The sequence below is a fragment of the Amycolatopsis sp. NPDC049868 genome (assembly GCF_044461365.1).
Taxonomy (GTDB): domain Bacteria; phylum Actinomycetota; class Actinomycetes; order Mycobacteriales; family Pseudonocardiaceae; genus Amycolatopsis.
Genome location: NZ_JBITKV010000008.1, coordinates 75,357 through 101,464, shown reverse-complemented (window position 1 = coordinate 101,464; position 26,108 = coordinate 75,357). Strand labels below are relative to the sequence as shown.

Below are 26,108 nucleotides of genomic sequence, written 5' to 3'. Positions count from 1 at the left end.
GGTGACCGTCCGCTCCTCGTGAAGGTGATCACTGCGCGGCAAGATCAGAGAACGGAGCTTCGATGTCTGTGGATGTGAAGGTGGCCCCCGATAGAACGCCGGAAGCCGACGCGCCAACCGTGATCGACGGGAACACGTTGACTCTCGAAGACCTGCACTTTGTCGCGGTAGAGGGCGGTAGAGTTGAGTTGCAGGTCGAGTGCGTCCGGGCGATGAGCCAGTCACGTGATCTGAAGGTCGAGCTCGTCGCTGATGGTCATGCGATCTACGGCGTGACCACGGGTTTCGGGGACAGCGTGATCCGGCAGATCGCGCCGGTGAAGTCGTCGGAACTGCAGCACAATCTGATCCGCTATCACATGAACGGAACAGGGCCGTCGACGCCGCCCGACGTGGTACGCGCGACCCTGTTGATCCGGGCCAACTGCCTGGCCAAGGGCAACTCCGGAGTACGGCCTGAGGTCGTCACGCGCCTGGTGGAACAGCTCAACCTAGGGATTCTGCCCCGCCTGCCGCAGCGTGGCTCCCTCGGCGCCAGTGGTGATCTGGTGCCTTTGTGTCACCTCGCTGCGAGCCTGCTCGCTGAGGGGGACGTCACGTATGAAGGGCGACTGCGGCCGACCGCTGAGGTACTCACCGAGGTTGGTCTCGCGCCGTTGACGCTGGAGGCCAAGGAAGGTCTGGCGCTGATCAACGGCACGTCGTTCTCGTCGGCGTTCGCCGCGCTGGCCTGCCTGGGGGCGACCCGGCTGGTCCGGATCGCCGAGCTGAGCACGGCGATGGCCTCCGAGGCATTGCTGGGCAACCGAGGGCACTTCGCGGAGTTCATCCATCAGGCCAAGCCGCATCCCGGCCAGCTCGAGTCCGCGCGAGAGATCGCCCGGTTGCTGGCTGATTCGGAGCTGGCGCTGGACCACAGCCAGGTCATCGAGTTGACCGGAGGGCTGGGAGGTAGGGAGTACGCGGAGCTGAAACGGTCCATTCAGGACCGGTACTCGATACGGTGCGCTCCCCATGTGGTCGGAGTTCTGCGGGACACACTCGGCTGGGCGCGCCGCTGGGTGGAGATCGAAGTCAACTCCTCCAACGACAACCCGCTGTTCGACGTGGCCGCACGGGAGGTGCGCAGCGGCGGCAACTTCTACGGTGGGCACGTCGCGCAGGCGATGGACTCACTCAAGGTGGCCGTGGCGAACATCGCGGACCTGCTGGATCGCCAACTCGAGCTCGTCGTGGACGAGAAGTTCAACAACGGGCTGACGCCGAACCTGATTCCCCGCCATACCTCGACGGACTGGCGCGCCGGACTGCACCACGGGTTCAAGGGAATGCAGATCGCGTGCTCCTCGATCACCGCGGAGGCCTTGAAAACGAGCACTCCGGCGAGCGTGTTCTCCCGGTCCACCGAGGCGCATAACCAGGACAAGGTCAGCATGTCCGCGATCGCCGCACGGGACGCCTTCCAGGTCATCTCGATGGCCGAAGAGGTCGCCGCGATCCACCTGCTCGCACTGTGCCAGGCCTTGGATCTGCGCGGGGTGGCGTTGGCTTCGAGCCGGACGAAGGCCGCTCACGCCATCGTCCGGGAACGGGTGCCCTTCGTCGAAAACGACCGGGCGATGGAGAGCGATATCCACGCGGTCGTCGACCTGATCAGATCCGGTGCGCTGATCAGCGCCACGTCGCCGGCCGTCGCCGGACTCCACAGCTACAGAGACGACCGATGACCGAAACCGACGCGACACCGCAGCCGACGGTCCAGGCGGAGTTCCCCCTCAAGGCTCGCTGGGACCCCGGTGACGTTTTTCGGCTCAGGTTGTCTGTACACGCCCCGCCACGACAGAGGAGTCTTGATGATCGTGCCTAGGCGCCGCTGCGCTCGGCGCACAACGTCGACCAGGCGGCCTGTGGGCGAGATCGAAGCGTGGGTGTGGACCCTCCCTTTCGGTGCGTTCGCGCTGTTGTGGAAACGAGATTCCCCGCAGGCCAAAACCACAGTCCTGAAGACCGACAATCCTTAGGGAGGGAATCATGAGCGACTTCCCGTTGACCGGGCAAATCTGGCGTATCGACTACGGCGAGATCGCGTTCGAGCACGACTACCGGGTACCGGGCAAGCTCAGTTTCGTGCTGCCGACCGACGGCTCGACGATGACGGTCGATTTGGCGGTGACAAAACTACGCGACGACCTCTATTTGCTCTGGTTCGAAGACGGCGGGTATGCGTCCATGGTCGCCATCGAAGATCTCGCGGCGAACACCGTCAACACGACGATGTTCGTGCACCATGACTCCTCGATGATGAACTTCACCGGGAAGATCAGCAGGGTCGACGGCTGATGTCGGCGGTCAGCCAGATCGAGCTACCTGATGGGCGAAGCGTTTGGATGGTCACTAAGTACGCTCTCGCGAAGAAGGTGCTGAGCGACACCACGCTGTCCAACGACACCTCACGAATGGCTGAGAAGGCACCGCTCGCCGCGCTTCCCGCGTCCGTTCGGGAAGTGATGGCGCAGGACATGCTCAATACCGACCCACCGAAGCACACCCGGTTGCGGCAGCTGGTCACCCAGAACTTCACCGTTCGCAGTGTGCACGAGATGAAGCCGCTCGCGAACGAGATCGCCGACCGTTTGCTGGCCAAAGTGGATACTTCGGCAGAAGTGGACCTCGTCCCGGAGTACGCGCAGCCGTTGCCGACCCTCGTTCTCGGAGCACTGATCGGGATCCCGGAAGAGGACTGCGCGGACGTCCAGTACTGGTCGGACACCTTTGTCTCGGAACTGTTGCTGATCAGTGACAAGCTGCAGGCGTCGGCGGAGTGGTTGAGCCAGTACGCGACCGAACTGGTACGACGCAAGCGCCTCGTCCCTGGCGACGACCTCTTGTCCCGGTTGATCGCCGCCGGGCTGGACGACGACGAGCTGAGTTCGATGGTGTTCGTCCTGCTGATCGCGGGACAGACCGCGGCGAGCCAGTTGATCGCCAAAGCGGTGCACCTACTGCTGACACATCCGGATCAGCTGGCCGCGGTGCGGGCGGACGAGTCACTGCTGCCCGGCATGGTGGACGAAGCGCTGCGGTTCGAATCACCACTGGACGTCACCGCGTTCCGCATGACCACGGAACCGTTCGAACTCGACGGCGTCACGATCCCCGTCGGTGAAATCGTCATCTGCTCGATGCCCGCCATCAATCGAGACCCTGACCGATTCCCCGATCCGGACACCTTCGACATCCGTCGCATGGACAACGCGCACCTATCGTTCGGCTTCGGTATCCATCGCTGTCTGGGCGCCAACCTGGCACGCGTCGAGGCGGAAGCCGCCGTCTCCGCGCTACTTCGTCTCCACTCCTATTCGGATATCACGGTGCACGAGGAGGGAGTCCGGTGGCAACCGGGTGGCATCATGCATCTACTCACTTCGCTGCCGGTACGGTTCGCTTCTACGGACTGACAGGAGGGCTCGTCTCGGCCCGCTGCCGGGCGGAGCGTAGTCCCGTCGCCACGCCACGGGCCACGATAAGAGTGCTGACGGTAGTGGCAGCACCGCAGACGACCGAGGCCGCGGTGAACAACATCGGCACTGCCGACGCGAACAGGTACACGTGTCACCGGGTGAAACACCTTCTCGGCTTTGTTGAGGGTGCCCGGTTCCGGGGGTCCTCAACAAAGCCGTGGACATTTGTGGCGGTTTGTCAAGCATCTTTCTTAGCGTCTCTGAGGTTGCCCCCCGGGAACCGGACACCGGGGTTTATGCCACGAGGGCGAGGTCTTGACGATAGCTTATGCGGGTTTCGTGGGGTGTTCGGTAGTCGAGTGTCGAATGTAGACGGTCGTGGTTGTAGTAGCCGAGGTAGGCGAAGACGGCTCGTCGGGCGTCGTCTCGGCTGGCCCAGACCTGGGTTCCGATCTCGGTTTTGAGGGTGGCGAAGAACGACTCCGCGACCGCGTTGTCGTAGCACGAGCCGATACGCCCCATCGACGGACGGATGCCCGCGGTGTCGAGTGAGCGGCGGAACTCGGCCGAGGTGTACTGGGTGCCGCGATCGGAGTGAAAGACCGCGTCTGCGCTGCTCAGGCCTCGGCCGGTGGCGAGCGTGATCGCGTCGCAGACCAGTTCTGCGCGCATGTGCCCGGCCATTGCGTGGCCTACCACTTCGCGGCTGTATAGATCGATCACGGTGGCCAGATACAGCCAGCCTTCCTGGGTGGGCAGGTAGGTGATGTCGCCGACGAACCGCTCGCCGGGCGCGTCGGCGGTGAAATCCCGGCCGATCAGATCCGGTGCCGGCGCGACGGCCGTGTCCTGCTTGGTCAGCGAGCGACGCCGGCGCCGGGTGATGCCGGTGATCCCGCGCTTGCGCATGATCCGCTCGACGCGTTTGTGGTTGACCCGCCGGCCACGGCAACGCAGTTCGACGGTGACCCGCGGACGGCCGTACGCGCCACGATGCTCGGTGTGGACCTCGGCGATCTCCATGGCCAGCTGGTCGTCCTGGGCGGCCCGTTCGGCCCGTGCGGGGGCTGCGGCGAGCCACTCGTAGAACCCAGGGCGACGAACATCGAGGACTCGGCACAGCCGGGCGACGCCGAAAGTGGCGCGGTGTTCGGAAGATGAACCTGTAGCTGCGGGTCAACGACCCATCTCCTTGGCGAAATAGGCGGCCGCCTTACGGAGAATCTCCTTCTCCAGCTCCAGTTCCGCCACCCGCTTGCGCAGCGCACGCAGCTCGTCCTCCGACGCCGCCGAGGCCGCGTCGGACGGCTTCGCCTGGGCGCGTTCAGCGACCTTGCCCCAGTTACGCAGGGTCTCATGGTTCACCCCGAGCTCGCGGGCGACCTGACGCAACGGACGATCCGAGGAACGGACCAACTCGACCGCGTCCTTGCGGAACTGCTCCGGATACTTCGACGAACGTGACACGGGAACATCCTTCCCCAGACCACCGTCTGGGATCAGGGTGTCCGGTTCACAGGGGCAACCTCACTCTTGCGCTGAGCATTACGTGACAGGCCTATGACTCGTACGTGCGTCGTTCCTCTACGCGCAGGGGTAGTGTGGTCAGCTTGGCGAGTAGCGTGGTTTCCTTCCAGTTCAGATCCGCGTCGGGCACGGCGAGTTCGATGTGGTCATAGCGCTTTAGCAGGGCGCTGATCGCGATCTCCGCCTGCAGTCTGGCCAGGTTGGCACCGACGCAGCGGTGGACGCCGTGGCCGAACGCGAGGTGCTGGTTGTCGCTACGGTCGATGTTGAACTGGTCTGGTGCGGAGAACTGGGCGTCGTCGTGGTTGATGTCGGCCAGCGAGCACACCAGTGTGTCTCCAGCATGGATTGTCACGCCGTCGATGTCGATCGGCTCCTTGGCCATGCGGACCAGGCTGACCGGCAGCGGTGGGTCATGGCGCAGGCATTCGTCGACAGCCTTGGGCAACAGAGTGGGGTTCGCCCGCAGCCGGGTCAATTGGTCACCGTGGGTCAGTAATAGCCGAACGCCTCTTACGATCAATTGGGTCGTTGTGCTCTGGCCGCCGATCAACAACTCGAACACCAACGATGCGAGTTCCTCCTCATCAAGGTGCTTCGCCAACTGTGAGATCAGACGGTCGTCAGGCTCGGCCAGCTTGTGGCGGGTGAGCCTTAGCGTGTAGTCCCGCAGCCACAAGCAGGCGGCAGTCAGGCGCTTGCCCGACTCAAGATAATCGCTGTTCGGTTTCAACTCCGAGGTGTAGACGTCGCAGTGGTGGTGGATGGCGAGGGCGTCTTTCAATGGGAAACCGAGGTACTCGGCCAGTACCAGAGTCGGCAGCGGGGCCGCGAAGTCGGCGAACAGGTCGACCTCCGACCGCCCAGCCACCTCGTCCAGCAACTCGCCCACGATGCGCTCGACTGCCGGGCGGATCGCGCTGATCGCATGGTAGTTGAACGCTGACATAACGATCTTGCGCATCCGGGTATGCTGGGGAGGGTCCCCCAAGAGCAACTCACCCCTGAGAGCCTCTGCCACCGCCTCGGGCAGAAGAGGGTCCATAGGGCTGCTGTCTCCCATCAAGGACGGGTTGCTCGTGAACCGCGTGTCGCTGAGCAGTGTGCGCGCTTGACTGTGCCGGGTAACCCACCACCTCTGATGACCGTCGGGCATTTCGATCTTCCTCAGGACTTCGTTCACGACCTGATCACCTCCGGGTCGAATTATCGATCGAGGACCGTTTACAGGGAGCCCGACAAGGTTAAAGGGCCGTCCCCGGCCGAAGGATGTTGGTGAAGTTCGCGCGGAAAGCTAAGTTCACGTCCTCAGAGACCGCCTGCAAGGTCCGGCGAACTTTCAGCTGGGTATTCGAGTGAGATTTCCGGCATAGTGCATAGTCCTCCCCTCGGGAAGGACTATGAACGATTTCATGGTGTAAGCGACCAGGTTTGCAATGGCAATTATTGTTGATTCTTGATCTCTGAAACACAAGGCAAAGACGTTGTCATCGACCTGCGTGACGAACAGGTCCGTGGTCGCGGTTCCGTCGGGCAGTGGAAAGCTGATTCTCCCCGGAACCCGATAGTCATGCTGCATCACCCGATCGCCATAGTTGATCTCCCATATCTGTCCAGTGAGCGGGAATGCGGAATTTGTGCCGGCGATGTCCATGCGCTTACTCCATCTTGCGGCGAACCGAACGGCCGAAATAGATTCGCAGGTCGGTGAGCAGGGTTCGAACCCGGTTCGCCACGGTGCTGGCATAAATTTCGGGCATGGTGGACCATATGTTGAGTTGCCCATTGAATGTGGTGATTATGTGACCCCCCGAGAGGCTTGTCGTGACGAACTGTGGCTTCTGCGCGTATCGGGATATCAGAAAATCCTCAATCGCGATATCCGCCGGACTGTCGAGTGTCGGAATTTTTCCCAGGTTCGTCGACCATAGCGGCAGGCCGGGCATCGCGGGCAATGATCTCATGTAGTCGCCAATATTGTGGAAGTAGAAGTGTTGAACCCCGCCGACGGCGAGATCGGAGGAAAACTTGGCCGTGACAGCACGCGCAAGAGCTGCAATATCTTTCCCCGCACTGACATCTGCGGTGAACTGAGCTATGCCCAGTACGTTCGTTCCCTCCGCAGGGCCGACCGGAGGGATCAGCCGGCGCCGTAGGTTCACCGAGTAGGTGTAGACCAGTTCACCGATGCCGATGTCGAGAGCTTCCGTCGTTGCCATGAGCAGCGCGGCAGATACCAGGCTGTTGATGGTCGCATTCGTTCGATGTCCGAACGTGACCAGAGCGTTCGTCGCCTCGACGGTGAGGCGGGTGTCCACTGTCATCATGCTCAGGGTAGGTGGCTGGTCCGCTCCGGGAGCCTCGGCGGGGTCCACGGTGAGGCTCCGGTCTGACAAGATTTTTTCGATCGATTGAGGGTAGGGGTGGCTGCATACAACTATCTCGCGATCTTCGACAACGTCTGCGTAGAACGACCACAGATCGACCAGTAGTTGAATACCGTGCGCCCCGTCGGCTATCGCGTGATGAATCAGCAAGGTTACCCATGAGAGATCAGCGCCACGTCGCACTACGTGCACGGCGGTCACGCGGTCTCCCGGATCAGGGAAACCCGCAAGCGGTTCATCGCTTTGCGCCCCGTGCAGGCTGGCGACTATTGAGACGTCATCTTCTGAGCCTATGGAAGTGCCGCCCATTGCGTCGCGCGTGATGCTGCAGGACAGAACCGGGTAGGTCTTTCGCAAGAACTGGAACGCCGCTGACAACGCGGCCTGGTCCAGTTGTCCGCGAACTCCGGTTGTGTAGCCGGTATAGAATCCGGACGCAGTATGCATCGCTTCACTGGGAGCGAGAGTTCGATTAAATGGCACTGGCGACGACCTAACCGTTATGCTATGTTGTTGTGCACAGCTGGCAAGGTCGCCTGACAGCACTTTGCCTGGCGGCCTACCGGTGTTGTTTCGATCGGCCTTGATTTCCGTACCCGTATCCGGATACTCGGCGGCAAAGTCTGCAAGATCACTGTGCGCGAGCCGCCGGTTCGACATACGCTACTCCACATTCGAGGATCACGAGTCGGAAGTTATTAGATTCAGGCACGCGATTCTAGCCATTGGCCGCGACCGCTGTCGACAGTCGATCGTCTAGCGAAAATAGTCGATCGACCAGTGGACAGCGCGGTAGTACGCACTTACTGTCTCGTCGGCTCGTACGCGATCACCCTGATCAGGTAGCCCCTCGGCGGGGTCGAGACCGGCACCGGCACGGGCTCGCTCCCGGCGCGGACCGCGCAGCTTCAGGTTCACCACGACCAATGCTGCTAAAGGAGGAGAGGAGATTGCTGACCAGGCCTTACCGTGCAAGTAGTCGACTACCTGCGCCCGTCTCACGAACCACCAGGGCTGGTCCGCAACAGGGGATCCTGGCGCGGCATCGACCACCACGGCGAACTCGGCCTGTCTTTAGTGTTATCGGTCAACTGGTCAATGGTCTATTCTTTGATGGAGGAATAGTCATATGTGGTTTCAGCACGGTGAAGATACGCTTCATGGCGCGAAGGCAAACATCCTCGAGCAGAGGACGGCATATGAAGCAACGGACTCTTGGGGCAGAGCAAGTTCATCTTGTCACGCCTTGGGCTCGGCACCTCGACCTGGGGACTTGCCATCGTGCGGGACGGCGCCCTCAAGCAGCTACCGAATTCGGTGACGCCGGCGGTAACGACATCTGGCACACGATCGCCGTCAGGCGAGTGACCGCAGCTCTGGAGGTCAGACGGTGACCGACACGAAGACCGGCGTGTGGGATTTCCCGTTCGAGGAGGAGGGCCTGGAGGTGAACGACGCCTACCGAGTGGCTCGAGACCTCACTGGGCTCGCGCGGGTGCAGCTGCCCTACGGAGAGCCCGCTTGGCTCGTCACCCGGTACGAAGACGTCCGGTTCGTCCTGGGGGACAGCCGGTTCTCGCGCGCGAAGGCCACGACCGAACGTTGTCCCCGCACGACGGAAGGCGTCCAGCGCGGCGGCCTTCTCTTCATGGACCGCCCGCAGCATTCTCGCTTGCGCACGCTCATCGCGAAGGCGTTCACGATCCGGCGAGTGGAGGAGCTGCGGCCGAAGGTCCACCGGGTTGTCGCCGAGATGATGGCGAAGATGAAGGCGACCGACGTGCCTGCCGATCTCGTCGAGGACTACGCGAAGCCTATTCGCACCACTGTGATCTGCGATCTGCTGGGCGTGCCGTCCGAGGACAGGGGCAGGTTCCGCACTTTCTGCGAAGGTGTGCTCTCCACCGCGGCGCAGACACGCGAGGAGTTCATGGCGAACCACATCGCCCTGCGTGAGTACATGTCGGAACTGGTCCTGCGGCGCACGCGGGAACCCGCCGACGACCTGATGACGGCGCTGATCGAGGCTCGTGAACTCGACGACCGGCTGACCGAGCCCGAGCTCGTCGACGTGTGCATCGACATCCTCCTACCGGGCTACCAGAGCCAGGTGCCCAACTTCGTCTACGCCCTGCTGGAGCAACCGGGTGCCTGGGATCGGCTGGTCGCCGAACCAGAGTTGCTTCGCCGTGCCATCGAAGAACTGGTGCGGTTCGTTCCGCTGGTCGAGGGTGCTCCCTTCCCGCGCTACGCCACCGCGGATGTCGAAGTCGGCGGCGTGCTGGTGAGGGCGGGGGAGCCGGTTGTCGTTGGCATGGACGCGGCGAACCGGGATCCGCTGGCGTTCGACCGTCCCGACGAGATCCTCTTCGACAGGGAGGGGAGCCACCATTTCGGCTTCGGGCACGGAATCCATTTCTGCCCGGGTTCCCAGCTGGCCAGGATGGCGCTGCGAGAGGAGATGGGGGCATTGCTGCGGGAGATGCCTTGCCTGCACCTCGCGGGCGAGGCGGTCTGGAACATCGAGATGGGGATACGCGGGCTGCGGCGTATGCCGATTGCTTGGTGACCCGTTCGTGGTCAGGTGCCAAGTAGTTTCTCGGAGAGCGTCCAGAGGCGCTCGGCGCCGTCCGGGTCCAGCGCGTAGTGGGCGACACCCTGGAGCGTACCGGTGCGGCGGTCCACCGTCTCCGCCTCATTGCAGTCGGCGAAGTAGCGTCCGCCCACGCCCTCCAGCAGGGGAGAGGTGGCGAGCAGGATCGAGGTGGCTGCTCCTTGCTCGACGGTTTTGATCAGTTCGGCCGGGATTTTGCCGGCGCTGTCGCCGCCCATGTGCCGCAGGATGTTGGTGTAGACCGCGCCAGGCATCACGGCGTTGGCTGTGATGCCGTCGCGGGACCAGCGTCGGGTGGCCGCTACGGCGAACAGGATGTTCGCAGTCTTCGACTGGCCGTAGGCGAGTCTGCGATCGTAGGGGCGGAAAGCGAAGTTGACGTCGTCGAAGACTACCGGCGAGGCCTGGTGGCCCGCCGAGCTGACCATCACGATCCTGGCTGCTCCGCCCGCGGCCAGAGCGGCGCGCAGCCGCGTAGTCAGCGCGAAGTGTCCCAGGTGGTTGACGGCGAACTGCCACTCCCAGCCGCGCTCGGTGTACCGCTCAGGGCAGGCCATCACCCCCGCGTTGTTCACCAGCACGTGCAGGGGCCCCTCCCAGGACGAGGTGAACGCCGCGATCGACGCCAGATCGGACAGATCCAGCCGCGCCACGTGTGGCGCGGTTCCGCCGGTGCTCGCGGCGACGTCCCTGGCGACGCGCGCACCTGCGGCGATGTCGCGAACCGCCAACGTCACCTCGGCGCCGGTCGCGGTCAGCGCCCGTGCCGTCTCCGCACCGATACCGGAGGACGCCCCGGTCACTATCACGCGCAGGCCGGTTAGGTCGACACCCGCCGTGACATCCGCCGCGGTGCTGGTGAAGCCGAAAGGAGTGCGAATCAAGCTCATCCTGACCAGTCTCATCCTCAGTGGTGGATTCCGTGCGAGACCCCGGCGACGTTCATGGACACGTCACTGACCGGGCAGATCCAGGTGCTCGCGGAGCGTTGTTCCCTCGTAGGCGGTGCGGTAGACGCCGCGTTCCTGGAGTTCGGGTACCAGCTTGTCGACGATCTGGTCCAGAGAGAACGGAATGAGGTGCGGGCTGAAGTTGAACCCGTCGACGGCGCCTGTGGTGACATAATGCGCCCACTCGTCGGCGACTTGCGAAGGCGTACCGGTGAAGTTGTGTTCGCGTAACTGCACGCGGCGGGCCAAGTCGTGGATAGACAGGTCCAGCTCCTCTGCCATCTTGCGCCACTGGCGAATGCGTTCGTGCTTGCCAGTGCGGTGCGCCAGCAGGATCGTGCCGCGCGTCTGGTCCAGCTCACCGTCGGAGGGCTCGATGTCGGGTAGAGGCCCGTGGGGGTCGTAAGCCGAGAGGTCGTGTCCCCAGTGCTGTTCGAGGAAGGTGATCGACCGCTGCGGGGTGAACTGCTGCTGTTCGACCCACACCGCGCGTTCCCGCGCTTCTTGGGGGGTGTCGCCGAGCACCACAGTCGCGCCCGGCACGATCCGGACGGCGTCGGGAGGACGGCCATACGTGGCGAGGCGGGCACGCAGGTCGCGCGCATACTCCACAGCACTGTGGTATTCGCAGTTGTTCGGTGCCGAGAAGACGACGTCGGCGTATCGGGCGGCGAAGTCACGACCGACCGACGAGTCACCGGCCTGAAACAGCACCGGGCGGCCCTGCGGGCTGCGCGGCAAAGTCGGCGTCACCTTCAGGTCGAGGAGGTCGGTGTGCCGATCGATGTCGTGGATCGACCCTTTCCGGGCCCAACTCGGTGCCGAGTGGGAGTCTGCGATCGCGTCGTCGGCCCACGAGGCCCAGATGTCCGTGGCGGCTTCGACGACCTCGATCGCCCTCTCGTAGCGGCGCTCGTGGTCCAACCAGCCCCCGTGCCGGAAGTTCTCGCCAGTCCAGGGGTTGTCGGTCGTCACAACGTTCCATCCCGCCCGGCCACCGGACAGAAGATCCAGTGTCGACAACCTCCGGATCAGGTCAGCGGGGAAGTTGTAGGTCGTGTTCTGGCTCGCCACCAGGCCGAGCCGTTCGGTGGCACCGGCGAGCACGGCGAGCTGGCTGATCGCGTCTGGCCGTCCCGCGACGTCCAATGGGTAGATCTGGTCGCGGTGCTCGCGGATGCGCAGGCCCTCACCCAGGAACAGATAGTCGAACAGCCCGCGCTCCATCGTGCGCGCGACCGCTACATACGTCTCGAGCTCGGTGTGCGCCGCGTTGGACGGCTCGGCCCAAAAGAACTGGGGGCCGATGCCTGGGTAGAAGAGCCCGAGATGGAGTTGGGGCTTACCAGTGTGGCGATCGGTCATGGTCACCCCTTCATCCCGGTGGCGGCGAAGCGATTGGCCGGCAGGGGCAGTCCCAGTGTGTCGCGCAGGGTGCCCCTCGATTCGTGTAGCGGTGTCGCGGGCAGCACCGAGTCAAGGAGCACCGGAAGGTCCCGGCTCAGTACAGCCGGGTGCAGCCACACGCCGTCGGCGACCTCGCCGAGTCGTGTGAGCAGCCTCGCCAATTCCTCCGCCCTTCCGACGTGGCGGAATCGTGCCGAATTCCACGGCGTGGCCAGATCCAGCGCCGCCATTCGTTTTTCCGCCGGCTCGTCGGCATCGAGAACGACGTCCATTGCGATGAAGACGAGAGGGGCCCCGGAATTCCGGGCCGACCGCGCTTTCGCGGTAATCGTGGGCAGATCCGGTCCCGTGATCACCACGATTTCTGCGGAGATTCCGAGCGAATCGTTGGCGATCACCACCGGCTGACCCTGCGGTGGCCGTGGCGTGATGAGCGGACCCTTGATGGTGAACGCGGCACCGGTGAAATCGACGTGGTGGATTTTGTTCGGATCGAGGTAGCGGCCCGTCTCCACGTCCTTGATGACCGCGTCGTCTTCCCAGGAGTCCCACAGGTGCCGCACCGCTTCCATGAAGTCGGCGATCTCGGACGGTGCGACGTCTCGCGGCCGGTACCCGATCGTCGCCAACTCCTCGGCGTTCGCCTCGCCGACGACCCACGCGGACCGGCCGTGCGTCGCGTGATCGATGCTCGCGAGCTGGGCAGCGGCGTGGAAGGGTTCCACGATTGCGGGATGAATGGTAGGCGCCAGACCGATCCGGCTGGTCTGGATGCTGAGGTAGGCAGCGCGCCCCACCGCATCCAGCCGGCCGGCGACGTCCGCGCCCCGGCTCGGCGGTAGTGGCGAGTCGGCGAAGGTGACCAAGGTGAACCCGCCGGCCTCGGCGGCGCGCACGGTGTCGCGGATGCGCTGGGGGTTCAGCACGTCCGAGGGGGCCTGGCCGGAGAACCGCCAGGCTGCCGGATGGGCGCCGGCTCCGTCCGCCTCGAGTGCGAGATACAGTCCCATCGCCGACTCTTCTCCCTCATTAGACGTGGTCGTCGACCCGGATGAGTTTCCCCAGGTAATGCTCGGTCCGATCCGGGAAGATCATGAACGAGTTGGCGGTGTGCGCGGACAGATCCTCGATGGCGAGCACGGTCGCGGCCACGCCCTGGAACCAGAGCACGTAGACGTCCTCGCGCACCTGCGCCACTGAGAGGTCGGTGGTGGCGACTCCACCCTCCGGCAGGGGAAAGCTGATCTTGCCGGGAACCCGGTAGTCGTGCTGCATCACGAGACCGCCGTAATCAACCTTCCAAATCTGGCCAGTCAGCGGGAAGTCGGTCATTTCGGCCTCCGTGTCCACAGAATTTGTTCAGACCTGACGGATCACTGTCGTTCGATTTCTTAGGGAGCATCCGGGATGCTACTGCGCAAAGGCTACCCGCCGATCGTCTAATCTTTGTAGACGAAGGCTTACGTCGTGCAACAGTGTTCGATGGTAGGTTTGCTGCGCAAACGGTCGCGCATTATGCGCTCGGCAGCGTTTTATTGACAATGTGTTGCGAGTTCTTTGTCCGTGGCGTTCGGAGAGGGCTGCTGATGGCTTCTGAGTCGCCTGTGTCTTTGTCGGTGCTCGACCTTTCGCCGGTGGTCTCCGGCCAGACAGGGGCAGACGCCCTGCGCAATACGGTCGACCTCGCGCGGCGGGTGGAGGAGTACGGCTACCGCCGGTACTGGGTCGCCGAACACCATATGGCACCGGGCATCGCTTCCGCCGCCCCCGCGGTGCTGATCGGCCACCTCTTGGACGCCACCACCCGGATCAGGGTCGGTTCGGGTGCCGTACTACTCGGCTACCACGCGCCCGTGGCGGTTGCCGAACAGTTCGGCATCCTTGCGCATCTGCACCCCGGCCGGGTCGACCTGGGCCTCGGCCGGTCGGGCGCCGCCTTGTCGCGTGACCTGGTGGAGCGGTTCGCCCAGTCCGAGGACTCCCCGGACGAGACCAGGGTGGTGAACGGCCTGTTGATACCGGGAAAGCCCAAGATCAGGTCCAAGGAGGCCTTCGAACGCCTGCGCATCCACAACGAGCTGCTCGGGGCAGCGTCCACAATGGAGTATCGAGACCAAGTCGACCAGATACTCAAGCTCGTCAGCGGCGAGTTCCGTACCGAGCAGGGTTTCCCGCTGCGGGCCCCCGTGGCGGAGGGAAGCGACTTCGAGGTGTGGGTTTTGAGTTCCAGCGCGGGGCCGAGTTCCGCCACCGCGGCTGAGTTCGGCCTTCCGTGCGGGGTGAACTACCACATCAGCCCGTCGTCTGTACTGGACGCCGCCGCGGCCTACCGGAAGGCCTTCGTCCCGTCGAAACGCCTCCGGCGCCCTCACCTCCTCGTGTCCGCGGACGTCGTCGTCGCAGAGGACGACGCGACCGCGCGGGAGATCGCCAGCCCCTACGCCCGGTGGGTGCTGGGCATCCGCACCGGCGAAGGCGCACTTCCCTTCCCCAGCCCCGCAGAGGCCGGCGAGTGCTACTGGACCGCCGAGGACCGCGCGCTGGTGGCCGATCGCGTCGACACGCAAATCGTCGGCGGCCCGGAGGAAGTCGTGCGGCGACTCAAGATCCTGCGCGACGTGACCGGCGCGGACGAGTTGCTGATCACGACCGTCACCCACGATCACGCGGACCGCGTTCGTTCCTACGAACTGCTCGCCAAGGCATGGTAGATGGCCGCGTCACGGTGCGGGCTCCCAAGCCTTGGGCCGCGTTGCTGACGCTCTCCGTCGGCACCTTCATGTTCATGCTGGACGCCACGATCGTGTCGATCGCGGTGCCGACGATGCTGCGGGAGCTGTCCGGGAACCTCAACGCGGTGGTCTGGGTCACCAGTGTCTACCTGCTCGCCTCCGTGGTGCCGATGCTGGTCGCGGGAAAGCTCGGTGATCGGTTCGGACCTAAGCGAGTCTTCATGGTGGGTCTGGCGTCGTTCACGGCGGCTTCGCTGTGGTGCGGTATGGCGGGCGATGTCGGCACGCTGATAGCGGCCCGTGCCGCGCAGGGGGTCGGCGCCGCGCTGATGACTCCCGCCGCGCTGGCGTACATCAGCCACCTGTTCCCGCCCGCCAGACGCGGGGCGGCGATGGGCGTGTGGAGTGCCATCGCGGGACTCACGATGCTGTCCGGCCCGGTGGTCGGTGGTGTTCTGGTGAGTAACTTCGGCTGGCCGTGGATCTTCTACGTGAACGTGCCCGTCGGCATCGTCGCGTTGGTGCTGGCGTTGTTCCTGGTACCTGACTGGCGGCCCGGCAACGCCCGCTCCTTCGACCTGCTGGGAGGGCTGTTGTCCGGGGCCGGTCTGCTGCTGTTCGTGTTCGGCCTGCACAACGCGCAGCAGTACGCCTGGGGTGAGATCTGGGCCGGTATCACCATCGTCGAGGTCCTGGTGACCGGTGCAGTGCTGCTGGCGGCCTTCGTGGCGTGGCAACGGTTCACCACCCGCGACCCGCTGGTGCCACCCGCCGTGTTCGCCAACCGCAATTTCTCTCTCGGCGCGCTGATCACGACGGCCTATGCCTTCAGCTTGACCGGCATGTTCTTCCCCTTGGTGATCTATATCCAGACCGTGCTGGGCGTGTCACCGGCCATGGCGGGACTGGTGACCGCGCCGATCTTCGCGGCATCCAGCAGCCTCGCACTGCTCAGTGGGTGGTTGTCCGACCGGCTGGAGGCCAAGTACCTGCTGATGTTCGGCCTGATTGTGCTGGCGGGTGGCCTGGTGGCGGTCGCCGGGCTGGTGAGGTCGGCCACCACGGTTTCCGCGCTCGTGCCCGCGCTGCTGGTGTGCGGGGTGGGCATGGGCTTCGTGTTCTCACCGATAAGCAATCTGACGATGGGCTCGGTGCCGCAGAAGCTGGTCGGTGCCGCCTCCGGGATCTTCAACACAGTGAGCCAGGTCGGGAGCGTGCTGGGGAGCGCCGTAGTCGGGGGACTGTTGCAGGCCCGCATCGCGGCCGCGATGACGAGTCCGGGCGGTGTCGGGTTGTCGACCGCAGTGCGGGAGACGCTGTGGCTGCCAGTGGGCGTGCTGCTGCTCGGCGCGCTGCTCGCCGCGGGCATGGAACGCGCCAGTCAGGTTGCGGAGTCGCGGTGATGGTCATCCAATGCGACTGAAGACGGCCGGTCGATCGTCGCTGCGTGCCGGATCCGAGCCGGTCAGGCAGGGTCAACGCATTTGATGTGATGTTGCTCGACTGCGGGCGTGTTCGATCCGGAGCATGTAGGAGCGCAAAGGGCCCAGCGTTTCCCGGACAGCAATATCTGCCATGGCATGGTGACGTATGGGATAAATAGTGCGATGGACGAGCTCATTTATTTAGTGTCGGGAAGAATGATTCGGCCATGCGTTGGCGCGTAGGTGATATCGTCGAGAATTTTCTCGCAGGGCGCCGTCAGCATCAGGTGAAGCCGGTCTGCCAAGCATCAGTTGAACCTCGACAAAGGCTGCTGATCCGCTTGTGTCGAGAGTTTCTTTCTTGTTCAAGGCGCGGCCTGGCGGCCGGTCCCCGGACCCGCCCGGCAGCGACACGGAAGCAGCCACACCAGGCCGACAGCTCGAGCCGTCAGTCGAACGGGTGGACGCGATCCCACCCGCTGCCGGCAACCGCGCGGACGACACCGCCAGGCTTCCAGTTGGTGAGCAGCCACACCTGGCTCAACCGGCCCTGTCATGACTTCCGTGTAAGCCACGGATGATTGTGTGGTTATTTTAGTGGATTGGCAAGCGGCCGGGGAAGAGTACGACGAGTGCGCTGAGTGCTTGTTTCCATCCCCAGGTTCCGGTTCCTGATGGTCCTCCGCGGTGGCTGGTGATGTTCCGGAGTCCGAGGTAGAGGAGTTTCATGGCGGCGGCGTCGCTGTCGAAGTGACCGCGGTTCTTGGCGAGCTTCCGGAGCTGGAAGTTGATGTTCTCGATCAGGTTTGTCGTGTAGACAACTCGGCGCAGCTCGGCTGGATAGTCCAGGAATGGGGTGAAATCTTCCCATGCGCGCTGCCAGACTTGGACTGCGGCGGGGTATTGGGTACCGAAATCTTTGTCGAAGTTCTTGAGTGCGATCTCGGCGGCCTCGAGCGTGGGCGCGGTGTAAATGGATCGCATTCCGGCGGCGACTTTCTTGCGGTCACTGTAGGAGACGAACCGCATCGCGTTTCTGATCACGTGGACCACGCACGTTTGGACCACGGTATCGGGAAAGACGCCGCGGATCGCGTCAGGCAGTCCGGTCAGCCCGTCGCAGCAGGCGATCAGGATGTCCCGCAGGCCCCGATTCCGCAGGTCGGTGACGACCTTGGCCCAGAACTTCGCGGCTTCGCTGTCGGCGATCCACAAGCCGAGGGCATGCTTGCGACCTTCGACGTCCACGCCGACGGCCAGGTGGGCGACCTTCGTGGTCACCACGCCCTTGTCCTTGATCCGCAGGCGGATGCCGTCGACGTAGAGAATCGGGTAGACCTCATCCAGTGGACGCGTCTGCCACAGTGCGATCTCGTCGGCAACCACCTCGGTGACGTTGGAAATCAGTTCCCGTGAGGCATTCACGCCATAAACTTCATGAAGGTGTGATTCAATATCATGGGTCGTCATTCCACGGGAATACAGCGACAGGATCACCTCGTCGATATTCCCCAGGCGACGCGCGCGTTTCGGCACGATCGCCGGTTCGAACGAACCGTTCCGATCGCGGGGCACCGCCAGCTCGACCGGCCCGTTGGTCGTGGACACCGTTTTCGTCGACCGGCCGTTCCGCGAGTTCCCGCTGCCGTTTCCGGCGGGATCTCCTTTCTCATATCCGAGATGATGGGTCATTTCGGTATCCAGCGCGCGTTCGAGCACTGCTTTCGTCATCTGATTCAGCAATTCCTGCACACCCAAAGAACCGCCGCTCGCGTGCGCTTCTTTGACCAGCGCGTCCAATACCTCCGGCGGAAGCGCTCCGGCAAGCACTTCAGCCGACGACGAGCCGGCCGGGCATGATGTGTTCTCCGTCACAGAAAGGGCCTTCCTGGATCGCCAACAACGATCCGATCTTGGTCCATCCGCGGCCTACACGGTTGTCATGACACGGCCGCTCAAAACCCGCCAGGAAGCGTCGGCTCCTCCTCGGGGAGTGGACGGTTCATCGACAACGCGTCGTAGACCGGAAAACTCATCGCGGACGGGCGGACCAGCAGAAACAGGTGCCGCTCGGCCAAGCCAGTTGCCGCAAGTTTCGCGAGCTTCTTCTGCATCTTGCCCTCAGCCAGGATCTCATCGAGTTCCGCAGGCAGTGTGCCCGCGCCCCGGTCGATGAAACCCCACAGCCCGTTCTGCACTACCCAGATCACCGGCGGCTCCGCCGCAGCATCCGTCGTCGCGAACGCGGTCACGTTCTGACGGACCAGCTTCTCCGCCTGCCCGCCGGCGGACCTCAAATCCGAGATTCCCTGCTGATCACTGCGCAGAATCACCTCATCCAGGACACGCAGATTCTGCCGATGGAAGCTGGACGGCACCGATGCGATCCACGACCTTGTCAACCCCTCAACAGCACGGCGATTCTCCCGACGTCGCGCAAGCACATTCGATATCCGCGCCTCATCCTCCGGCCCGATCGACGAGACCTCCAAAGCAGCGATCCGGCCATCCGCGTAATGCAACAGCGCATCGACAGCTCTCTGCTGTTTGCCGATGTCATACTCCTGTACCCGCACCCCCAGCACGCGACGCACCGTCTCGAACGCGAACTGCTCTCACAAGTAGGTGGGTCTGCCGCTCCGGAGCCCTCCTACGTAAACTCACGTCGTGCGCCAAGCCGTCGACGTCTAACCGCACCGTCGCCGTGATGTCGGCGTTCGCGCCCTGTCCGATCGCCTGCATGGAACACCCCGGCCAAACGCATGTCTTCACCATGAACGGTGAAGAAGACGTGCTGCCCAGACGTGCGTGGACTCCACGGGAGGCGGCGCACCAACTGGGCATCCCCTATGAGACAGTCCTGCGGCTCATCCACGACGAGAAACTCCACGCTGTCACCGCCGGGCGCTACTACCTCATCCCGGACTCGGCGCTGGAGAGTTTCCTGAACCCTCGCGCGAGAAAGTGAAGACATGGGCCGTCCTCCTACGCCGATCGGCGCCTATGGTGTCATCTCCACGCTGAAGCTGCCACCGACGAAATCCGGTCAGACCCGCCATCTGGCCCGGACGTACTTCAAGGCACAGGACGGATCGCTGCGTCTCGTGGGCAGGCAAGCGGCCACTAAGACCCGAGCGATCGCCAGGCTCAAGGAGGCACTGGTCGACTTCACCGCGGAAGCGACCGGCGAGGACATCCACCCAGACACCCGTTTCAACACCGTGGCGGACCGGCATCTCGAGGAGATCGAACTCGAAGCGAAGCTCGGCGCCCTCTCCCCCGGCACGGTCAGCCTGTACCGCCGGGCGCTGAAGAACTGGGTGCGTCCGGCGCTCGGGCAGCTCCGCTGTCGTGAGATCCGGGTATCCACCTGCGACCGTGTCGTGAAGAACGCCTTGCAGAAACGCAGCTACGAGACGGCGAAGCTCGTCAAGGCCGCCTTGTCGGGCGTCTGTGACTTCGCGGTGCGGCACGATGCCATGGACACGAACCCGGTCCGCTCACTGCGACGCATGACCACGGGTGGCAAGGAGGAGATCCTCGCCTTGACCGCCGAGCAGCGCGTCGATCTCCTGACCAAGCTTCGCGCCTACGGGCCCACGCGCCAGACCGACTCTCGCGGACGTCCACTGGGTGTCCGCGGCCGGATCTGGCTGGACCTGCCGGACATCATGGAGGCCATGCTGGCCACCGGCGTCCGGATCGGCGAACTACTCGCCATCCTCGGCACCGACATCACGTCCACCGTTGCCGTGACGCATCACGTCGTCCGGGTGGCCGGGCAAGGTCTAGTACGGCGGCCACTCCGCAAAGGCGGAGTCGACGGCTTGGTGCTCGCGGTCCCGGAGTGGTCGATGCCGATGTGGGAGCGACGCCGCCAGGCTGCCGGCGACGGCCCGTTGTTCGCTTCGTTCGCCGGAGACCTGCTCGATCCGTCGAACGTGGTCAACCGGATCGAAGAGGCGATGAATGCCGTCGGGTACGGATGGGTGACCAGTCACGTGTTCCGCAAGACCGTGGGGCTGGTGCTCGACGAGGCGGACCGTCCGACCACGGCGATCGCGGATCAGCTGGGCAACACCCTCGCCGTCACCGAACGGCACTATCGCAAGCGGAGAGCGTCCAACCAGGCCAACGTCCCGGCACTGGAGGGCATGTTCGATTCTGATGGGTAAATCATGTCCCGAGCCCGGAAAACGAAGAAGCCCAGGTCATTGACCTGGGCTTGTGCTCCCCCGCTTGGACTCGAACCAAGAACCCTCCGGTTAACAGCCGAATGCTCTGCCAGTTGAGCTACAGGGGATTGTGCTCCGTACCAGCCGGATCGCTCCGACCGATGAGAGAACTTTAGCCCATGCCGTCCGGCGGCCGCACACCCACCCCCCACTTTCGACATCACCTCGTCAAGCTCGCGTTTTGAGGGACAATGACAGCCGGAGCAAGATCGAACGGAGGCGTGGACTCGGATGAAGATGTTCCTGCTGGGTGCGGCCGCGGGCTATGTGCTGGGCGCGAAGGCCGGCCGCGGGCGGTACGAGCAGATCGTGCGGACCTACCGCAAGATCGCCGACCACCCCATGGTGCAGGGCGCCGCCGGGGTCGCTCGCGCCAAGGTCGGTGAGCGGTTCGGGCGGCCTCAGCGCTGACACTGGACCGAAAGGGCCCTTCACCGCGTCGGACGCGGTGAAGGGCCCTTTCACCGCGTCAGCCCACGACGGCGACCACGAAGACACGCCGGAACTCGAACCAGGTGGTCCCGTCGGGGCGTGGCGGGTAGGCCTCGTCCAGCTTGCGGGCGACCTGCGCGCGGAACTGGTCCCAGTCCTCCCCCGAGAGGGCCTCTTTGACCGGCCGCAGCGACGTGCCGGTGATCCATTCGAGCACGGCGTCCTTCCCGGACAGCCGCTGCAGATACGTCGTCTCCCAGGCGTCGACGGCGCATCCCGCGTCGGCGAGCAGATTCCCGTAGCCGAGCGGGCTGTCGACGGCTTCGTTATCCCGCAGGACGACGTCGGCGAGGCGCGGAGCCCACTCGCCGGTGCGCGCGAGGGCGCGGACCAGGGCGTGCGACGGGGCGTCGAAGTTGCCGGGGACCTGGAACGCGAGCGTCGCCCCGGACGGCAGGAGACCTGCCCAGCGGCGGAGCAGGTCACGATGTTCCGGGACCCACTGGAGCACGGCGTTCGAGATGACCACGTCGGTATCCGGTTCGGGCACCCAGTCGTTGACGTCGAGCACTCGCGCGTCGACACCCCGTGACCGTGCGGCTTCGACCATTTCGGGTGAACTGTCGCTCGCCTCGATGATCGCGTCCGGCCAGCGTTCCGCCAGGCCGGCGGTCAGATTCCCGGGGCCGCAGCCGAGGTCCGCGACGCGCCGGGGCGCCTCGGCCGGTATCCGCCCGACGAGGTCATGGAACGGCCGGGCCCGCAGGTCGGCGTAGTCGAGGTACTTGACCGGATCCCACATGGCGCCTCCCAGCGATACAGTACGAGCGTACTGCTAGCTGTTCGGCTTCGCCAGCTTCCGTGACGCTTCCTCGGCGATCGCCTTGACCACGTCGACGTCCGTGCCCGGATCGGGTCGCACCTGCAGCACCGTGCCGTCCTGACCGGGGACCTTGCGCTCGACGAACCACGCTCCCCCGGTCCCGAGGTCCTTGCGGTATCGCCCCCGGACCGAGCCGTCGACCCGCTGACGCACCAGGATCGGGACCTTGCCGGGCCGGGCGAGCTCGAACCGGACCGGGGTCTTGTCGGCCAGCAGCACGGCCGTCCCCGCCGTGCCGGTCTCCTCGGACTCGGTCAGGGTCAGCACCCCGGCGGACCACGCCGCCTTGCCGACCAGATGCCAGCCGACCCGGCGCGGCCCGGGGATCCACAGTCCCAGCGGCGTGACCAGCAGATATCCGCCGCCTTCGACCGCCGCGCTCCCGACGACGTGCTCGCCGTCGTCCAGCGAGCCGTCGAAATCCGCCGGGACACGGTCACCCAGCAGGTGACGCAGCCAGCCCATGCTCAGTCCAATCCGCCGATGGCCTGTTCCTTCAGCGCCTTCCGGTACTGCTCGAGCGCGACGAGGTCACCGAACAGCGCGCGGTAGTCGTCCGGCGCCTCGACCGGGGAAAGCCGCTGGAGTTTCGACTTGATCTCGTTGATCTGGCGGCCGACCAGGCTTTCCTGCACCGCCGCGAGCTGCGCGGAGATGTAGCGCGAGTCGACCTCGCCCTTGGCGCGCAACGGTTCCACCGAAAGCTCGCTGAGCACGCGCCGCACCGTGCCCTGCGGGCAGTGCGGGGCGGCCGCGTCGAGCAGGGCGGGCCCGGTCAGCCCGGAACCCGCTCCCCCGGCGGACAGCAGCGCCTTGTGGATGGCGACGTAGACCGGATGGGTGAAGGCGTCCTCGGGCAGCGCGTCGTACTCCGCCCCGGCGAGCATCGGCTGCTGCAGTGCCGCCTTGAGCGCCTCACGCTGCGCGATGAACCGCGGATCACCGGGCGCGGGCCTGGGCAGATCCTCTTCGGCGGCGGCAGCGGTGGCCGCGGCGGCCGGCCGCCGGACCTCGACGGTGGCGGAGCGTTTCGCCACCGCCCCGGCGCTGCCGCGCACCCGGTTCACCACCTGCGCCGCGTCCTGCCAGCCGACCCACCAGGCGAGTTTCGACGCGTAGCCGTCGCGGCTGGCGCGGTCCTTGATCCCCGCCACCATCGGGACGGTCTTCTGCAGCGCCGCGACCTGGCCGTCGACGGAGTCGAGGTCGAAGGCCTTGAGCATGCTCTTGATCGCGAACTCGAACAGCGGGATCCGTCGCGCGACCAGGTCGCGCACCGCGGTGTCGCCCTTGGCGAGGCGCAGTTCGCACGGATCCATGCCGTCGGGGGCGACCGCGATGTAGGTCTGCCCGGCGAAGGTCTGATCGCCCTCGAAGGCCTTCAACGCCGCCTTCTGACCGGCTTCGTCACCGTCGAAGGTGAAGATCACTTCGCCGCGGAAGGCGTCGTCGTCCATCATCAGCCGCCGGAGGACCTTCATGTGGTCCTCGCCGAACGCCGTCCCCGACGACGCGACGGCCGTCGGAACCCCGGCGGCGTGCATCGCCATCACGTCGGTGTAGCCCTCGACGACGACGACCTGGTGCCGCTTCGCGATCTCGCGTTTGGCCAGGTCGAGGCCGAACATCACCTGCGACTTCTTGTAGATCGGCGACTCCGCGGTGTTCAGGTACTTCGCCGAGACACGGTCGTCGTCGTAGAGGCGCCGCGCGCCGAACCCGACCACCTCGTTGCCGACGTCGCGGATGGGCCACAGCAGCCGCCGGTTGAACCGGTCCATCGGCCCGCGCTGACCCTCCTTGGCCAGCCCGGCCGTGAGCAGTTCCTTGACCTCGAACCCGCGGTTGAGCAGATGTTTGGTGAGCTTGTCCCAGCCCGCCGGCGCGTACCCGCAGCCGAACGTCTGCGCGGCGGCGGAGTCGAAACCCCGTTCGGACAAAAAGTCCCGCGCCGCACGCGCGTCCGGGGTGAGCAGCTGCTCGGCGTAGAACTCCTGGGCCGCGCGGTGCGCCTCGATCAGCCGGGCGCGGGTACCGCGATCACGCTGGACGCTTCCGCCGCCGCCTTCGTAGGTGAGCCGGAAACCCACGCGATCCGCGAGCCGCTCGACAGCCTCCACGAACGAGATCAGATCCATCTTCTGGATGAACTTGATCACGTCACCGCCTTCGCCACAGCCGAAGCAGTGGAAGGTGCCGTGCGTGGGGCGCACGTTGAACGACGGGGTCTTCTCGTTGTGGAACGGGCAAAGCCCTTTCAGGCTGCCCCCGCCCGCGCTGCGGAGGGCCACGTAATCACCGATGACCTCGTCGATCCGGTTGCGCTCGCGCACCTCCGCGATGTCGCTATCCCGAATCCGTCCTGCCACGCTCATCACTCTAGTTCTTCGTCTCGGGGCACTGTGCGGCACACTCGGGGAATGAGCACCGCCCTGGACGAACTCGCCGGGAACTTCGCCGCGTTGCGGCCCCACCTGGTGTCGGTCGCCTACCGGCTCACCGGCGCGCTGTCCGACGCCGAAGACGCGGTCCAGGAGTCGTGGCTGCGCCTGAGCGGCATGGACGAACGCCGCCGCTCCGCCATCGAAGACCACAAGGGCTGGCTGACCACCGTCGTCAGCCGGATCTGCCTCGACCGGCTGCGGTCGGCGGTGGTGCGCCGCGAACGGTACGTCGGGGAATGGCTGCCCGAACCGGTCCTCGGCCCCCTGGGCACCCCTCCGTCGGAGGACCCGTTGACCGTCGCCGTCCGCGACGACGGCATGCGCATGGCGGCGATGGTGGTCCTCGACCGGCTGACGCCGGAGCAGCGCGTCGCGTTCGTCCTGCACGACGCGTTTTCGGTGCCGTTCGGCGAGATCGCCGAGATCCTTGGCTGCACGACGGAGGCCGCGCGCCAGCACGGTTCCCGCGGCCGCCGCGCGGTCGCCGACGCCGATCCGCCGCCCCGGACGGCGCTCGCCGAGCAGCAGCAGATCATCGAGAAGTTCATGACGGCGATGCTCACCGGAGACATCCAGGCGGTGGCGGAGGTCCTGCACCCCGACGTCGTCCTCGTCGGCGACGGCGGCGGCAAGGCGCGCACCGCGGTGCACACGGTCGCCGGGTTCGACAAGGTCACCCGGCTGTTCCAGGGCCTCATGCGGATGTACGACCCGGCGGGGATGGACCAGGCGAGGCTCGCGCTGGTCAACGGCGACCTCGGGGTCTACCTCCCGCCGCAGCCCGGTTCCGAGCGGTACCGGGCGCTCGACGAGCACGTCGACGCGTTCGCCATCCGCGACGGGAAGATCGTGGCGATCTACGACATGGCGAACCCGGACAAGCTCACCACCGCGCGGACCCGCGTCGGCCTCTGAATGCGCCTGGGCGCATTCAGAGGACTAAACGCGGGTCAGGGAAGCGGGATCTTGCAGGCATCGCCCGAGGTGAAGCCCTGCGCGGTGATGTCGAGCGCGCTGTTCATCCGGGCACGCATGTTCTCGAGGCCGATCTGGTAGGTCAGCTCGATGACGCCCTTGCGGCCGAACTCGCGTTCCAGTTCGGCGACCTGCTCGTCGGTGACGGTCACCGGGCTCGCGGTCATCGCGTCGGCGTACGCGAGCGCGAGCCGTTCCTGGTCGGTGAAGGCGGGCGACTTCGCGTAGTCGTCGATGTTCTTCAGCCGTTCGATGTCGAGACCCTCGTGCAGTTGCAGCATGGTCCCGAAGTCGATGCACCACGAGCAGCCGAGCTGGGTCGCGACGCGGTACACGGCCAGCTCGCGCACGTTCGACGGCAGTGTCTTGCTGGCCTTCTCCGCCATCATCTCGTGCATGCCGTTCGCCCGCAGCAGGGGCGGGTGGTGCGCGTAGACGGCCATCGGCTCGGGCACGGCGCCGAAACGCTTGCCGGCGAATTTGTAGAACAGCTTCAGCAGGAAGCCGGCTTCGGCGGTCTTCACGGCGGGAATGCGCGGCATGGTGTCCTCCTCGTGCGGTTGCGATCACCGTGTGGACGAGACGGCGCGCGCGGACGTGACAGCCGGTCTCCGGTGACGCGCGCCACGCGGCGGAA

General features: G+C 65.1%; 24 protein-coding genes, 1 tRNA gene and 1 pseudogene. 10 read left to right on the top strand and 16 right to left on the bottom strand.

The window, feature by feature from the left end:
* Positions 1-62 precede the first annotated feature (62 nt).
* The 3 genes from hutH (at position 63) to ACIBTM_RS29540 (ending at position 3,458) form a co-directional block, all read left to right on the top strand.
* The gene (gene hutH, locus ACIBTM_RS29550; protein WP_395880415.1) at positions 63-1,727 is read left to right on the top strand and encodes a histidine ammonia-lyase; all 1,665 of its coding nucleotides are present in this window, start codon (positions 63-65) and stop codon (positions 1,725-1,727) included.
* Positions 1,728-2,031: 304 nt separating this feature from the next.
* The gene (locus ACIBTM_RS29545; protein WP_395880414.1) at positions 2,032-2,340 is read left to right on the top strand and encodes a MoaF-related domain-containing protein; all 309 of its coding nucleotides are present in this window, start codon (positions 2,032-2,034) and stop codon (positions 2,338-2,340) included.
* Between the two features lie 47 nt (positions 2,341-2,387).
* Complete coding sequence (locus tag ACIBTM_RS29540; protein WP_395880413.1) at positions 2,388-3,458, top strand: cytochrome P450; 1,071 nt, start codon at positions 2,388-2,390, stop codon at positions 3,456-3,458.
* Positions 3,459-3,755: 297 nt separating this feature from the next.
* Here the strand turns inward: ACIBTM_RS29540 and ACIBTM_RS29535 are convergent.
* The 5 genes and pseudogenes from ACIBTM_RS29535 to ACIBTM_RS29515 form a co-directional block, all read right to left on the bottom strand.
* Positions 3,756-4,601, bottom strand: a pseudogene (locus ACIBTM_RS29535) (IS3 family transposase); the annotation flags it as partial.
* Positions 4,602-4,637: 36 nt separating this feature from the next.
* Positions 4,638-4,928 carry a transposase gene (locus ACIBTM_RS29530; RefSeq protein WP_395880412.1) on the bottom strand — a complete coding sequence of 97 codons (291 nt, stop codon included), beginning with the start codon at positions 4,926-4,928 and terminating at the stop codon, positions 4,638-4,640.
* Positions 4,929-5,019: 91 nt separating this feature from the next.
* A complete protein-coding gene (locus tag ACIBTM_RS29525) occupies positions 5,020-5,952 on the bottom strand; it encodes a cytochrome P450 (protein WP_395880411.1) in 933 nt (310 codons plus the stop codon).
* A 375-nt stretch (positions 5,953-6,327) separates the two neighbouring features.
* On the bottom strand, positions 6,328-6,642 hold the full coding sequence (locus ACIBTM_RS29520) for a hypothetical protein (RefSeq protein ID WP_395880410.1): 315 nt from the start codon (positions 6,640-6,642) through the stop codon (positions 6,328-6,330).
* A gap of 4 nt (positions 6,643-6,646) precedes the next feature.
* Positions 6,647-8,035 carry a hypothetical protein gene (locus ACIBTM_RS29515; RefSeq protein WP_395880409.1) on the bottom strand — a complete coding sequence of 463 codons (1,389 nt, stop codon included), beginning with the start codon at positions 8,033-8,035 and terminating at the stop codon, positions 6,647-6,649.
* Between the two features lie 730 nt (positions 8,036-8,765).
* On the opposite strand from ACIBTM_RS29515, the gene ACIBTM_RS29510 reads away from it, so the two are divergent.
* Positions 8,766-9,944, top strand: coding sequence for a cytochrome P450 (locus tag ACIBTM_RS29510; RefSeq protein ID WP_395880408.1), 1,179 nt, complete (start codon positions 8,766-8,768; stop codon positions 9,942-9,944).
* 11 nt (positions 9,945-9,955) lie between these two features.
* On the opposite strand, the gene ACIBTM_RS29505 is transcribed toward ACIBTM_RS29510, so the two are convergent.
* The 4 genes from ACIBTM_RS29505 to ACIBTM_RS29490 form a co-directional block, all read right to left on the bottom strand.
* A complete protein-coding gene (locus ACIBTM_RS29505) occupies positions 9,956-10,879 on the bottom strand; it encodes an SDR family NAD(P)-dependent oxidoreductase (protein ID WP_395880407.1) in 924 nt (307 codons plus the stop codon).
* A 63-nt stretch (positions 10,880-10,942) separates the two neighbouring features.
* Positions 10,943-12,304: an NtaA/DmoA family FMN-dependent monooxygenase gene (locus ACIBTM_RS29500; RefSeq protein WP_395880406.1), complete on the bottom strand. Its 1,362-nt coding sequence runs from the start codon at positions 12,302-12,304 to the stop codon at positions 10,943-10,945.
* 2 nt (positions 12,305-12,306) lie between these two features.
* Entirely contained in the window at positions 12,307-13,356 is a 1,050-nt protein-coding gene (locus ACIBTM_RS29495; protein WP_395880405.1) for an LLM class flavin-dependent oxidoreductase, read from the bottom strand.
* A gap of 19 nt (positions 13,357-13,375) precedes the next feature.
* Entirely contained in the window at positions 13,376-13,678 is a 303-nt protein-coding gene (locus ACIBTM_RS29490; RefSeq protein WP_395880404.1) for a MoaF-related domain-containing protein, read from the bottom strand.
* A gap of 254 nt (positions 13,679-13,932) precedes the next feature.
* Here ACIBTM_RS29490 and ACIBTM_RS29485 point away from each other — a divergent pair, with 254 nt between their 5' ends.
* Positions 13,933-15,057 carry an MsnO8 family LLM class oxidoreductase gene (locus tag ACIBTM_RS29485; protein WP_395880403.1) on the top strand — a complete coding sequence of 375 codons (1,125 nt, stop codon included), beginning with the start codon at positions 13,933-13,935 and terminating at the stop codon, positions 15,055-15,057.
* Positions 15,058-15,071: 14 nt separating this feature from the next.
* Positions 15,072-16,481, top strand: coding sequence for a DHA2 family efflux MFS transporter permease subunit (locus ACIBTM_RS29480; RefSeq protein ID WP_395880402.1), 1,410 nt, complete (start codon positions 15,072-15,074; stop codon positions 16,479-16,481).
* Between the two features lie 615 nt (positions 16,482-17,096).
* Here the strand turns inward: ACIBTM_RS29480 and ACIBTM_RS29475 are convergent.
* Together ACIBTM_RS29475 and ACIBTM_RS29470 are read right to left on the bottom strand one after the other, a co-directional pair.
* Positions 17,097-18,377, bottom strand: coding sequence for an IS256 family transposase (locus tag ACIBTM_RS29475; protein WP_395880401.1), 1,281 nt, complete (start codon positions 18,375-18,377; stop codon positions 17,097-17,099).
* An 80-nt stretch (positions 18,378-18,457) separates the two neighbouring features.
* Positions 18,458-19,087, bottom strand: coding sequence for a hypothetical protein (locus ACIBTM_RS29470; protein WP_395880400.1), 630 nt, complete (start codon positions 19,085-19,087; stop codon positions 18,458-18,460).
* Between the two features lie 122 nt (positions 19,088-19,209).
* Here ACIBTM_RS29470 and ACIBTM_RS29465 point away from each other — a divergent pair, with 122 nt between their 5' ends.
* Both ACIBTM_RS29465 and ACIBTM_RS29460 read left to right on the top strand, forming a co-directional pair.
* Entirely contained in the window at positions 19,210-19,470 is a 261-nt protein-coding gene (locus ACIBTM_RS29465) for an excisionase family DNA-binding protein (protein WP_395880399.1), read from the top strand.
* A gap of 4 nt (positions 19,471-19,474) precedes the next feature.
* Entirely contained in the window at positions 19,475-20,677 is a 1,203-nt protein-coding gene (locus ACIBTM_RS29460) for a tyrosine-type recombinase/integrase (RefSeq protein WP_395880398.1), read from the top strand.
* A 55-nt stretch (positions 20,678-20,732) separates the two neighbouring features.
* Here ACIBTM_RS29460 and ACIBTM_RS29455 read toward each other — a convergent pair.
* Positions 20,733-20,805 (bottom strand) — tRNA-Asn (locus ACIBTM_RS29455).
* Positions 20,806-20,968: 163 nt separating this feature from the next.
* Between ACIBTM_RS29455 and ACIBTM_RS29450 the strand changes: the two genes are divergently transcribed.
* A complete protein-coding gene (locus tag ACIBTM_RS29450) occupies positions 20,969-21,148 on the top strand; it encodes a hypothetical protein (RefSeq protein WP_007031230.1) in 180 nt (59 codons plus the stop codon).
* A gap of 58 nt (positions 21,149-21,206) precedes the next feature.
* Here the strand turns inward: ACIBTM_RS29450 and ACIBTM_RS29445 are convergent, their stop codons facing one another.
* From ACIBTM_RS29445 to dnaG, 3 genes are read right to left on the bottom strand one after another with little or no spacing between them, the layout of a single operon-like run.
* Positions 21,207-21,971, bottom strand: a complete 765-nt coding sequence (locus tag ACIBTM_RS29445; RefSeq protein WP_395880397.1) for a trans-aconitate 2-methyltransferase — start codon at positions 21,969-21,971, stop codon at positions 21,207-21,209.
* 33 nt (positions 21,972-22,004) lie between these two features.
* Positions 22,005-22,517 (bottom strand): hypothetical protein, encoded by a 513-nt coding sequence (locus ACIBTM_RS29440; RefSeq protein ID WP_395880396.1) that lies wholly within the window; start codon positions 22,515-22,517, stop codon positions 22,005-22,007.
* A 2-nt stretch (positions 22,518-22,519) separates the two neighbouring features.
* The gene (gene dnaG, locus ACIBTM_RS29435) at positions 22,520-24,427 is read right to left on the bottom strand and encodes a DNA primase (RefSeq protein WP_395880395.1); all 1,908 of its coding nucleotides are present in this window, start codon (positions 24,425-24,427) and stop codon (positions 22,520-22,522) included.
* A 45-nt stretch (positions 24,428-24,472) separates the two neighbouring features.
* Between dnaG and ACIBTM_RS29430 the strand changes: the two genes are divergently transcribed.
* Positions 24,473-25,411: a sigma-70 family RNA polymerase sigma factor gene (locus ACIBTM_RS29430; protein ID WP_395880394.1), complete on the top strand. Its 939-nt coding sequence runs from the start codon at positions 24,473-24,475 to the stop codon at positions 25,409-25,411.
* Between the two features lie 35 nt (positions 25,412-25,446).
* Here ACIBTM_RS29430 and ACIBTM_RS29425 read toward each other — a convergent pair whose 3' ends face one another.
* A complete protein-coding gene (locus tag ACIBTM_RS29425) occupies positions 25,447-26,013 on the bottom strand; it encodes a carboxymuconolactone decarboxylase family protein (RefSeq protein ID WP_395880393.1) in 567 nt (188 codons plus the stop codon).
* Positions 26,014-26,108 lie beyond the last annotated feature (95 nt).